The organism is Limnothrix sp. PR1529, assembly GCF_002742025.1.
In the GTDB taxonomy this organism is placed as follows: Bacteria; Cyanobacteriota; Cyanobacteriia; order CACIAM-69d; family CACIAM-69d; genus CACIAM-69d.
On the sequence record NZ_LIRO01000045.1, the window covers coordinates 1 to 12,642 of the forward strand.

Here is a 12,642-nt window from a genome sequence, read left to right on the forward strand (position 1 = left end):
GGGTAGCGGGGGGTATATTCACTCCAAAAGGGGCGGCCGGGCTGGGCGTTGGGGCCGTGATGCTGGCTCCAAACAGGGCCGCATAGTTGCGGGCCACCACGGCCGCCAACAGCACAATTCCTAAAATTCCTAACCAAGTCACCAACTGGCGCGCAAAGGCCAAATCACTGGCGCTGAGACCAGCCGTGAGCGGGCCCACCAGGGCCAAATCGCGCTGGGACTCGGGAATCGGTTCCGGCGGCAGGGCGTTGGGCGGTGGGGAACTGTTGGAATGCGTCGTCTCGATCGGGAGCACGGGCGCGATCGCACTTGGGGGCCGCAAGTTGGCCGACTCCGCCGGGCGATCGCCCACAGCCGATGTGAAGGGATTCGGCGTGGCCAGTCCCGGTTGTGCCTCTGCCGTTGGAACCCAATCATTGGCAAACAGCGCCTCAAAGGCACTGGGTTCCGTGGCCCAAGCATCGGGCAAATTGGCGGCGGACGCGAATCGATCGAGCGCCTCATCATCCAAAGCCGGACTTTGCACCTGGTCTGACCCAAACACGCCCAGTTCTGGCGGTTGGTCGGGCTGTGAATGAGGTTGCGAATTGGGCTGTGAGTTGGGCTGTGAGTTGGGTGGATTGGCTGGGTAATCGGGCTGGGGATCAAGCGGTGAATCACTGGGCAACCCATTTCCCAAGGGGGCGATCGGGGGTTCCACAGCCAAGGCCGGCGCACTGGCCGGAAACACCACAAAGGACTCGATCGGGAGCGGCGGCTCTGGCACCATCCGCCCCACCACCGTTTCGTAAAGCCGCTCGTGGGGATGGGCAAACACCTGCACCTGGGGCGCAACCTGGCCCTGCTCCTGGGCTAAGGCGCGGGTCGTTTCCCGCAAAAACCGCGAAAGGGCATAGAGATTCATCCCCTGGGATTGGCCCAGGGCCGCCGCCAGGGCCGGAGCCAACAGGCCGCTGCTTTGGCGACCCGCCCCCGGCTCTGCCAACAAAATCGACAACCCCATTTCTTGGGCCAAGAGGGGAATTTCACCGCCCACCGGAGCCAGGTTTTCGGTGGGTGGCCGGCTCAAGTCCAAAACCAGCAGCACTTGCCCACCAGGGCCAACCCGATCGCTGGCCAATTTCAAATATTCACAAACTCGCCGCAGGGGAATCCCCGCCGTTGCCGTCCGATCAAGGCTGGCTTCGATGGGTAGCAAATAATCCCGATCGCGATGGCTCACCCCATAGCCACTGAAAAAACACCAAAGGGTATCACCGGGGTTCACCAATTCCGTGGCAGCAAAATCCAGCCAATATTCCAGATTTTCGCGATTGGGATAGGTGGGGCGATCGAGCAGGGGCAAGGAGCGATCGCTCAAGATCACGGTTCGATATTGGGTTCCCGCCGAGCCGCTCGTTTGGCTCTGCCAAGCCTGGGCCACGGTGACCACACGGGTCTCCGCTTCGGGCAGCGGCGGCAACAGAGGATATTGACCAATCCCGATCGCGATCGCCCAGTGGGTTTTGCCCTGGGTTGCACTGGAACTCGTCACCATCAAAACCCCTTCGTGCAATGCGTTTGTCTACTGTGCTTGGGCTGGGCTGGTTGTTGTGGCCCTGCTCGATCGTCTTGAATTGTCTTCAATTTTGCCGCCCCGAATTCCGTCGCCCCGGATGTTGAGCACATCTTGAGAGCATCTTGCTCGAGGGCAGAACCCAAGCCAAGCGATCGAACCCATCGAAAAAGTTGCCCAAACCATATCACGGCCATCCGGCGCTCTGGAAAACGATCGAAATCGCTACGGGATGGCTATCGATTCAAGGGCTGGGATCGTCATGAAATTAACGCTTTTCATGTTTATGCGAGATGATGGATTCATTAACTGATTTCAAAACCGATTTCAAGGGTAACGTTTGGGGTGGCCTGTGGCGAAGTCTTGGGTGAGCCGATCAATTGAAGCCCTGTCAGATTTGGTTTGGCAGCGATCCTGTGAGCTATGCGATCGCCCGGCTAAGCATCAAGGCCTCTGCCTCGCCTGCGATCGTCGCCTGCTCGCCAGTCAACTGCCCCTTGAGCAACGGTGGGGCCGCTTGCCCTCTGCCCTTGTTTCGTCGGCTCCCCTGTTCCTGGCTTGGGGGCTTTATGACGGCTCCCTGAAACGGGCGATCGCGGCCCTGAAATACGAAGGTCATCCCAAGCTGGCCGCAACCTTGGGCCAGGGTTTGGGTCGTCTGTGGTTGGAACCAGGAACCGAGCGGGCAATGGCAACCCCTTGGCAACAGCTCGATCGAGCGGCCCCTTGGGTGATCCCGATTCCGCTCCATGAAGCTCGACTGCAAAAACGCGGCTTTAATCAGGCGGAATTGTTGGCCAAGCACTTTTGTGATGTAACAGGCTATCGTCTGATCCCCAATGGCCTGCAACGGATTCGGGATACCCAAGCGCAATTTGGCTTAGGCCAGGGCGATCGGGCAGCCAATGTGCAGGGGGCCTTTGCCTTGGGGCCGGGTTTGGGGCAACAACGCCCCCGATCAGTGATTTTGCTGGATGATATCTACACCTCCGGGGCCACGGTTCAAGCGGCCAGCAACAGCCTACGGGCGGGCGGCTGGACGGTGGCAGCGGTGGTGGTGGTGGCCCGATCGGCCCAGCGGCCCGCTCCCGGAACCCACCCACCGACCCGATCGGCCCCAACGCGCCCGAAACGTAGAGATTCTTAATTGATCGCAACGACCGGAAAACTCGTCCGCTAAAATTCGGTTGCACGGCCGCCGCGCGATCGCCATGGCCGCCGTCCTTCCCCCCTTGCCTACTTCTTCAAAGGAGCCAGATTCATGGCGCTGCCCCTCTCCAAATCCCTGACTGATAAACCCCTTTGGCTGCTGGGTGCGGGGGTTGCCGGGGTGTGGTTGGCGCTGGAGGTGCTGAACCAAGCGCTCCATGGGCTGGGCAGTTGGCTGCCGGCCGGAGCCGTGGCCGTGGGCGCGGGCCTGTGGTTAACGCGACGACGATCGCTCCCGGTGGCCCCGGTGACGGAGCCGAGCATCCTTGATCGAGCTGCTGTGGAACGGGCGATCGCGCGGGCCCAAGGCCTACTGAATTTAGTGGCGGCAGAACTACCCACTTTTGCAGCTCAAGATTGGCAAGCCCAACTCGATCGCCTGACCCAAGATTTAGATCGATCGCGCCTGGCCCTGGCGATTCTGGGGGGCCCCGCCGTTGGCAAATCGGCATTGGCCAACAGCTTGGGCGCGGCGGCCCCGGCGATCGACTACCGAGAACTACCCAGCCTGTTTGTGGGGGGCGAAACCCAAGATCCGATCACGCTGGACTTGGCCCTCCAGGCCGATCGGGCCCTGTTTGTGACAGCGGGCGACATCACCGAAACGGAATACGAAATTTTGGAATGGCTGTTGGCCCGCGAGCAGGCCCCGATCGTGGTCTTCAACAAGGCCGATCGCTACCTGCCCGCCGATCGCGACACCGTGTTAACCACGATTCAACATCGGCTCCATGGGCAACTAGCCCCCACGGCCATCATCCCCACCGCCGCCGCGCCAGCCGCGATCAAAGTCCGGAAACATGCGGCCGATGGCACGGTGCGAGAATTCTTGGAGCAGCCGGAGCCAGACTTGGGAGCCTTGGTCACCGGCTTGCAAAACACGCTCATGGCAGAGGGAGATCGCTGGCGGTGGCGCACCACCCTGCGGCGAACTCAGCAAATGACGCAGCAGTGGCAAACCACCCTCAAAGCCGATCGACGCGATCGCGCCATCGGAGCGATCGAGCAAAGTCAATGGATTGCTGCTGCCACGGCCTTTGCCAATCCGTTGCCCGGCCTGGACTTGCTGGCTACGGCGGCGATTAATGGTCAATTGGTGATGGACTTGGGCCAGATCTATCAGCAACGGTTTTCCCTCGATCGGGCCCAGGCGATCGCCCAAACCCTCGGGGAAGTCATGCTCAAGCTCGGGTTGGTAGAACTGGGCAGCCAGGCGATCGCCACCGCCCTCAAAACCAGCGCCCTCACCTACCTGGCCGGCGGCGCAATTCAGGGTCTCAGTGCGGCCTACCTGACCCGAGTGGCGGGTCTGAGCCTGGTGGAACTGTTCCAAGCCCATGTGGAAGCGGAATGGGCCGGCCAACCGGAGGGCGAAAACTGGCTCAGTCCCGATCGCCTGAGCACCATTCTGCGGCGCGTCTTCGAGCAAACCCGCCAAAGCACCATCATCCAAACCCTGATCGACCAAGGGCGCGATCGACTGTTTCCCAATGCTGCAACCAGCGCTGCTCCCAACTAGCACTTACGCTGATGGCCTTTGCTTAGAGTCTTTTTGACCGCACGACCCGGAAACTGAGCAGACCAGAAACCAGCACTCAGAAACCAGCATTCAGAAATCAGCATTCAAAGACACCGGCTGAAACCTGCCTGGTCCACTAGTCCCCCATTTGCTGACCAATTGAGAGGCCCAAAAAATGAGGCCCAAAAAATGGGAACGACTGGTTAGCAGCCGTTCCCATTTCGTTATTCAGCTTGATACTCAGCTTGATTGGGCTGGATTCAATTACCGGAATCGAACCCCATTGCTAGTAGCGCGACATCCTTAAAATATTGGGTCAAAGTTGCGGAGCCAGTCGTGATAACAAGGGGCTTAAGCCCCTTGCTGCTTAACGATCAGGTGACGGTAACAGCCATGTCATTTAACCCAGTGAATTAAGGCAGCCATGCTACTAGGGCTAGCTGTGGACAGAAAAACCGGGAAAATTCCCAGAAAATTCCCTCCTCGCCCTGCTACTTGTCCGCGTCCTTCTTATCCGAGTGATTGCGAATTTGCTCCGCTTCCGGGCATTCTTCCGCTACGGGCAGATCTAAGACACTGCGCCGAGACACCGAAGCAAGCTTGCGCGTCACCGAACCGATACTTTCGAGGCGCACCATTTCTTCCCAAGCACAGGTTTCGTCGTCCTCTTCGGTTTCGTAGCGCAGGGTCACGAGGTCGCCTTCAATGTCAAGGATTTGTGCGCGCTCGATCCAGCGCTGCTGATCGCGCAGGAATATGCACACTTCCTGTCCGTCACAGCAGAGCTGATAAATCTTGCGGTGTAGCATAGCTTGCCTCTTCTAAGGTGGTGAACTGGCCCCTGCAATTGAGTGGAGTTGCAGTTTCAAAGTTTGATTGGGGGGCAGTGGCTTCACTGGCGCTGCCAAGCAACCATTCAGCGCTAATGACAACCACAGGATCGGGGGAATTTGGCCCAGTCGATCCCCAATCCAACTTCCATGCTGGCCATGATGGCAATTTGCTTGAGTTGTCGGCTGACGATCGAGCAAGCGGGTCAAGATTGCTCGACTGCTTCCCCCATTCTAGGCTACGGGGTTAGCTTTCAGCGCTCCGGGTGGCCAAGCATCCCTACGCCATATCCTAGCGCTTGGCTGTTCGTTAGGACGAGAGACAGGCCAGGATCGTTTCATAGACCGATCGCGCCAGACTGTTGAGATCGTAGCCACCCTCCAACCCCAGCACCATTCGGCGGCTAATGCCCAGGAGCGATCGCGTCAGCCATCCATAATCCTCCGGTTGGAGATGAATTTGCGCCAACGGATCGTCTCGATTGGCATCGTACCCCGCGCTAATGATCAACAAATCGGGATCAAAGTTCCGCAAGAACGGCAACAATTGCGCCTCAACCAAGGCCTGATAGGTGCTGCCGTCGGCTCCCGGAGGCACGGGCAAATTCAACAGTTGATGATCTTGATCGGCAACTCCGGGGCGACCCGTGCCCGGATAGGCCGGTGATTGGTGAATGGAACAGTAGGCAATTTGGGGATGATCCCGCACGATCGCCTCAGTGCCGTTGCCGTGATGCACATCCCAATCCACGATCGCCACTCGCTGTGCCTGGCCCGCCTCCAGGGCCGTCAAGGCCGCGATCGCCGCATTCGCGAACAAGCAAAACCCCATCCCCCGATGGCGCAGGGCATGGTGGCCCGGTGGTCGCGCCGCCACAAACACGGGTTGTCCCGTTGCGATCGCCTCGTCCATGCCATCCAACCAAGCCTGCACAGCCAAGCGAGCCACCTCGTAGCTCCGGGCAGAAATGGGCGTGTCAACCTCCAGTTGCCCACCCCCCCGATTGGCCAGCAATCGCACGTGATTGATATAGTCCGGTTCGTGGGCCCGGCGCAGGGCTTGGGTGAGCGGGTCGATCGGGGCATCGCTGGCGGGCACTAACTGGGGACTGTGCCAACGGAGCCGATCGGCAAAGGGAGCCGTTTGCAAGGCCGCCACAATTGCCCTCAGGCGATCAGGCCGTTCCGGGTGGCCCCAGCCCGTGTCATGCAGCAAAAACTCATCGCTGTACACGATCGTGACCGTCCCATTGTCGATCGGCCCTGCTGTCACCGGTTGTGCCTCCGCGCCTGCTTCTGTGCGCCCCTCGGCCCGAACCTCAGTATTTGGGGTTTGCTCATTCAGCATTCACCATCTCCCCATAACCCAGTAATTTCACGGCAACCTTTTGGTTTTCCATGCCTATTTTTCTCACAGCCTAGCCAACACAATTGGTCGTGGCTCAAACACCATTCACTCGCTACGTTAACTTGACTTAAAAATACCCAAAACAAGGTCAGACCGATCAGATTTTGAATACCCTATTTCACCATTAACTAATTTCACAGCTCTATTTCTCATATCAAAGTTTCAACATCTCAGCCGCACAGCTCGCTCCAGCAGGTTGATACTCAATATTTGTTTCCTCATGGACTCGATCAGACAATCGTTTTGACATTACCCAGTCAAGGCTACTGAGTTTTCAAGATAATTGATCCATAGGAATTTTCAAAGATCTATCAAAAATCCGATAAATCCAGAGATTTTTAAGAATATTCAACCCAAATCACGAATTAGTGATTGATTTTCGACTGATTGCAAGGTTTTAGGTCGATTATCTTCCTTGATGGGTCAAGTTAAGGCACTCATTTAACTATTTCTTTGGTTGATCTTTGTTTTGATGACAAGTCTAAAGATATCAATGAATTTAAGCATCAATCAAAATAAGTCTTGATTAATCTTAAGATCATATTCAGTTCATTAACCACCTCCCAAAACAACTTTCAATCATGTTCACACCTAAAACAATTTAGCCCTTGTCGATTGTGATTGGCCCCAAAACACCAACCCAGGGAATTTATGATTTTGATACTCATCCTCATTTTTCTTCTATATTGATCTCTAGTGTCCTTGTACCTATTCATTACCATCACTGAACCATTAATCAGTTTTTCAGCTAATACTCCATTTTGAATCCCGTTTTTTTGATTTTGGTGCGTTTTACCACCAAGCAGGCCTCAAAAAATACGGAAACTCAAAGCAAGCTCTTGAAGATTGAGGATTTCAATCAACTTAAGGCTTGATTTTGGAGCTTTGCTTGAACTTTGATTGTCAGTAACTCATCTATTAGCGTTAAACTAAGGAGTAGTTAAATTATTTTATGAACTGTTGGATAAACCTTTTTGGTTACCATAGTCACAATTTTTTAGCCACTTTTAATTTTTTAATCACTATTAACAGGATGTTGAACGACTCACATCAGTCCGCAACTGATTCCTGATTCAGGCAATCAAAAATCGCCTTTTATTCACTTTTGCCAGTTTTTGCCATTGCAGAAACTTTCAGTGTCTACGGAATTTTTGTGATCCATGTCTCAGTCCTCCCGGTTTGCATTTAAATTGCCCCGCACTTTGGGTTCCATTGAAACTTGGGGTTTTGGTTTCAGCGGTTTGTTGCTTTGGCTGGGAACCGCACCGGCAATGAATGCGGCCTTGGGGATTGGCTCCCTGTGGGTTTGGATTCCGGGAGCCGTGATTGGTACTTTGCTGAATTTGCAAGTCAGGCAACTCGGAGTTCATGACCAAGATCGATCGGGCGGAACGCCAAACTATGCCACTCAGTTACTCCATAAGTTCCCATTTTTAGCCCGTTACAGCGCGATCGGCTATTGGTTGGGTTGGGTCTCGGTTCCGCCCATGAATGCCATCATTTTGACCGACCTAATTCAGGTCAGCTTGGAACCGCTGGGGGTGGATTGTCCAGTCACCGCCTTCCGGATTTTATTCACCCTGCTGCCTTATATTGTCACCTTCAGCAACTCCCGAACCGTCGGAATTTTACATGCCTTTTTTGTCATTCCCGCTATTAGCTGCTTATTAGTTTTTTGCCTTCAAGGCTTTAGTTGGTTGAGCTTTTCGCCTCAAAGTCCAGGGCTGTTTGCACCGATTCCTTTCAACTTGGATTTCACAGATTGGGCCAAGTGGTTTTTTGTGGCCATTTATGCGGTCTATGGCTGTGAAACGGCTTCCTCTTTTGTGGCTGACAGTCGCAAACCCCGCCGCACTCTGGATTGCTTGGTGGCCGCTGCGATCGCGCTACCCATTGTTTATGTCCTGGGGTCGTGGTTGTTGGCGCGGTTGGCCATTTCTCCCCGGCTAGGTGACAGCGCCTATTTGCACCTAATGGCGACGGCAGGGCCGTTTTGGGGCAGCCTCACGCCTGGGCTGGTGACGTTTTTGATTGCTTCCGGTTGCCTGCTCAGTTCCGCCACGGCCGTTTCCAACTGCCCCCGGGTGCTTTACCAGTTAGCCCAAGACCGCCATCTCCCGGCCCTGTTTTCGGTGGTTTCGCCGCGCGGAGTTTTGGAGCCGGGCCTGTTGTTCACCTTGGGGGTGAGTTTGCTCTGTTTGGCTTGGGGCAATGTGTCGCGGGTGGTGATGGTTACCGGAACAGGTTACCTCAGCGCCATGATGGGCATCCATTTGGGGCTGTGGCTGCAACGGAAGCGCCCGGAAGTGCGCTGGCCCCGATGGTCGCTGCTGTTTTTGGTCATGGAGGCGATCGTGTTTGTGGTGGGTGGCTTGGCTTGGGGCTGGCAAGATTGGCTAATTGGCTTGCTGTTGCCCATGGCGGTCGGCGTGGCGGCCCAGGGGGTGGGAAATTGCCCGATCGCCCTCTGTCAGCCGGCCTGGTGGAGTCACCGCTACCGCCCAAGGCCCATCAACATTCAACGCGATTGGGTGGTGTTTCAGGTCACGGTGCTGATTCTGCTGCTTTGTGGCGCGGTCAGCATTGGTTGGTTCGCGCGGGCTGGGTTGGATCGATTTTCCTTCGGCAGCCACGGAGCCGTGTTCAGCATTGTGTTAATTACGGTGGCGTTTTTGGGGGTGGCGATCGCCTGTTGGACGAGCCTGTCCCAAATGGCCGCCATGACAGAAGCCCGCGATCGACTGGAACGCACTCTGAGTGAATTACAAAGAACCCAATTGCAACTGGTGCAGTCCGAAAAAATGTCCAGTTTGGGTCAATTAGTGGCGGGGATTGCCCATGAAATTAATAACCCGGTGAATTTTATCTACGGCAATCTGGAGCATGTACGTACCTACGCTCAGGATTTGTTGAGACTATTGCAGTTATACGCGAAGTACTATCCCGAGCCAGTTGCAGAAATTCAGGAGGAACAAGAGGCGATCGAGCTAGATTTTTTAGAGGAAGATTTGACGAAAATTTTGGCTTCCATGAAAGTGGGGAGCGATCGCATTCGAGAGATTGTGTTATCACTGCGCAATTTTTCACGGTTGGATGAAGCAGAATTAAAGGCCGTAGATTTGCACGAAGGCATTGACAGCACAATCACAATCCTTAAGCACCGTTTAAAAGCCAAGGCTAATCGCCCCGCGATCGATATCCTTCGCGAATATGGAAACCTGCCCCCGATCGAGTGCTATCCCGGCCAATTCAATCAAGTGATCATGAACATTCTGAGCAATGCCATTGATGCCCTTGAGGAAGCCACCGCTAACCGCGATTATCAAGACTTGCAAGTCCAGCGTCAGTGGATTCGGATTCGGACTCGAATTCAAGAAGTAGAACTGCCCTCCACCAATCCCACCGGATCTTCGCTGAGTGATGGCAAACCCAGCACTCGATCTAAATGGCTAGTGGTAGGCATTGCTGATAATGGCCCCGGCATTCCCCTAGACATCCAACGGCGCATTTTTGACCCCTTTTTCACCACCAAGCCGATCGGGAAAGGAACCGGGATGGGCATGTCCATCAGTTACCAAATTGTTGTGGAAAAACACCAGGGCAGACTGGAATGCTTTTCGCAGGTGGGTGAAGGAACTGAGTTTTTGATTCAAATTCCCCTCAACCTAGGAGCCAAATGTAAATCCTAGGGGCGAATTTCAACCCAAAACCAGATGATTTCAAGGCCGCTGAACCCAGCAGGGGTTGAGCTAGGAGATGAATTGGGAGATTAATACTGACGAGCCTGGGGTTCAAACAGGCCTAAGGTCACCGGCATATATTGCAAGTCAATGCCCGAGGGCGACCAATAGGCCAGCGTATGTTTGAGATAGTCTTGATCATTGCGATCGGGGTAGTCCTCACGGCAGTGGGCCCCACGACTTTCTTGGCGACGTTCAGCAGCGGTCAAAATAGTTTGCCCCACCGTAAAGAGCGATCGCAGCTCCAGCGCCTCAATCAGTTCCGTATTCCAACAGGTTCCCCGATCGTCCAGCCTCGTATTTTCGATGCGCTGGGCAATTTCCCGTAGCTTTTCCAGCCCCGTTTGCATCAAGTCCGCTGTCCGAAACACCCCACAATATTGGGTCATCGTGTCTTGGAAATCTTGGCGCACTTGGGCGATCCGCTCTGGCCCTGAATGCCCCAACAGCGCCTGGAGTTGGGCCCGGGCTTCCGCCAGGTAGCGCGATCCGTCCAAGGATGGCAACTTGCGCCCGCTGTCTAAATATTGGGCGATCGCCCGGCCCGTGCGCCGGCCAAACACAATGCATTCCAATAGGGAATTACTGCCCAGGCGATTGGCCCCATGCACCGACACACAGGCCGCCTCGCCCGCCGCAAAACAAGCTTCCACAAACCCGATGCTACTGCTGCGAACCCGCCCATTCAGATCGGTGGGAATGCCGCCCATGGAGTAATGAATCGTTGGGCGCACCGGAATCGGTTCCTCCACCGCATTCACCCCCAGCAGGCGATGGGCCTCTTCCCAACAAAAGGGAACGCGGCTCATGATTGTTGCTTCGCCCAAATGTCGCAAGTCCAGATGCACAAAGGGGCCGCCCGCGCTGCCATCGAGATGAATGCCTCGCCCCGCTAGCAGTTCCTTAACGATCGCCCGGGAAGTGATATCCCGAGGAGCCAACTCCATGCGGCTGGGGGCATAGTCCGCCATGAATCGATCGCCCGCCGCATTGCGCAGGTAAGCCCCCTCACCCCGCACCGCCTCCGACACCAACACCCCCACCGGATAAAGCCCCGTGGGGTGAAACTGCACAAACTCCATATCCTCAAGGGGAATGCCCGCCCGGGCCGCCATGGCCAGCCCGTCTCCTGTGGAGGCGTAATCGTTAGAGGTGGTGTTAAAAGCGCGGCCATAGCCCCCCGTGGCCAACATCACAGCCCGGGCCCGGGCCAGCACTGGCTGGGAATCCCGCAGATTAAACATCACCAGGCCCTTGGCCTCGCCCTCTTCCACGATCAGGCGCATCACATACCACTCTTCGTAGAGCGTGACCCCCATTCGCTTCAGATTCATTACCAGCTCATGCAAGATGGCATGGCCCGTTTTGTCGGCCGCGTAGCAAGTGCGCCGATGGGAATGGCCCCCGAAGGCCCGCTGGGCAACGCGCCCATCTTCCAGGCGCGAGAACAACACCCCCAAACGTTCCAAGTCCACCACCACTTCCGGGGCTTCTTGGGTGAGGATGGCCACCGCGTCTTGATCCGCGAGGTAGTCGGATCCCTTTACCGTATCGAAGGCGTGGGCTTGCCAGGTGTCTTCGGGATCCACGTTGTTCAACACGGCGGCCATTCCCCCTTGGGCGGCCACCGAGTGCGATCGAATCGGGTGGGTTTTGGCCACCAATCCGATGCTGAGTTTGGGATTTTGGCGGGCAATTTCCAGGGCTGCCCGACAGCCGGCCAGCCCGCCCCCCACGATCAGAACATCGTGAATTAACTCGTTTAGCGGCTCATTCATGGGCAGGCCCCCCAATTGTCCTAAAGAGCCTGGGCCGGTTGGGTGGGTTCGTAGCCGCCACCAGTGGCCAAGTCCGCCGCCGCGTCCACCGCTACAAATTCAATGTGGTTCAGCAGGGTGGTGACAAAGGCGAACAACAGGAAAGGCAAGGATAGCACCAAAATCAACCCAACCATGGACAGGGCATACAGGGGCTTGCTGGCTCCCAACAGGGCGAGCGCGCTGGCCAGGCTCAGGAAAATCACGATCAACCAAGCCATGATCTGGCCGTAGATGTCCCCAAAGGTCAGGGTGCAGCGAAACTGATAGCGTTGTGGGTTCATGGTTCGATTCGATGGCCTGCGGATTGCCAGATTGAACACTATCTCCCCAGCCTAAGGGGGGCTAAATCGGAGCGTCCATAGTTGTCGATGTTTCTCAACAATTTTTCTCGAATTCGTTTCAAATCCTTGCGTTTCTCAAGTTCTCTTGACAAGATTTCGGCAACTCTAGAAACCCTTGAATTTCTCGAAAAGCTGAAAATTCCGAATGTTCTGAAAACTCTGGAAGTTTTTGAGAGTTTCCGAAATGTTTGGGATCTGGCGTTTGGGATCTGGCGTTTGG

Annotated in this window: 7 protein-coding genes and 1 pseudogene; 3 read left to right on the forward strand and 5 right to left on the reverse strand. The window is 55.7% G+C overall.

The window, feature by feature from the left end; translation table 11 throughout:
* Window positions 1-1,537 (reverse strand): annotated as a pseudogene (locus tag AMR42_RS07195) (hypothetical protein); the annotation flags it as partial.
* Window positions 1,538-1,907: 370 nt separating this feature from the next.
* Between AMR42_RS07195 and AMR42_RS07205 the strand changes: the two are divergent.
* Both AMR42_RS07205 and AMR42_RS07210 read left to right on the forward strand, forming a co-directional pair.
* Entirely contained in the window at window positions 1,908-2,702 is a 795-nt protein-coding gene (locus tag AMR42_RS07205; RefSeq protein WP_099532783.1) for a ComF family protein, read from the forward strand.
* Window positions 2,703-2,816: 114 nt separating this feature from the next.
* Entirely contained in the window at window positions 2,817-4,283 is a 1,467-nt protein-coding gene (locus AMR42_RS07210) for a DUF697 domain-containing protein (RefSeq protein ID WP_099532784.1), read from the forward strand.
* A gap of 491 nt (window positions 4,284-4,774) precedes the next feature.
* Here AMR42_RS07210 and AMR42_RS07215 read toward each other — a convergent pair whose 3' ends face one another.
* Window positions 4,775-5,092: a DUF6679 family protein gene (locus AMR42_RS07215; protein WP_099532785.1), complete on the reverse strand. Its 318-nt coding sequence runs from the start codon at window positions 5,090-5,092 to the stop codon at window positions 4,775-4,777.
* Between the two features lie 331 nt (window positions 5,093-5,423).
* Window positions 5,424-6,461: a histone deacetylase gene (locus AMR42_RS07225; protein ID WP_099532787.1), complete on the reverse strand. Its 1,038-nt coding sequence runs from the start codon at window positions 6,459-6,461 to the stop codon at window positions 5,424-5,426.
* A 1,220-nt stretch (window positions 6,462-7,681) separates the two neighbouring features.
* Between AMR42_RS07225 and AMR42_RS07230 the strand changes: the two genes are divergently transcribed.
* Entirely contained in the window at window positions 7,682-10,210 is a 2,529-nt protein-coding gene (locus AMR42_RS07230; RefSeq protein WP_099532788.1) for an amino acid permease, read from the forward strand.
* Window positions 10,211-10,290: 80 nt separating this feature from the next.
* On the opposite strand, the gene AMR42_RS07235 is transcribed toward AMR42_RS07230, so the two are convergent.
* Both AMR42_RS07235 and AMR42_RS07240 read right to left on the reverse strand, forming a co-directional pair.
* A complete protein-coding gene (locus AMR42_RS07235; RefSeq protein WP_099532789.1) occupies window positions 10,291-12,039 on the reverse strand; it encodes a succinate dehydrogenase/fumarate reductase flavoprotein subunit in 1,749 nt (582 codons plus the stop codon).
* Between the two features lie 20 nt (window positions 12,040-12,059).
* Window positions 12,060-12,362, reverse strand: a complete 303-nt coding sequence (locus tag AMR42_RS07240; RefSeq protein ID WP_099532790.1) for a hypothetical protein — start codon at window positions 12,360-12,362, stop codon at window positions 12,060-12,062.
* Window positions 12,363-12,642 lie beyond the last annotated feature (280 nt).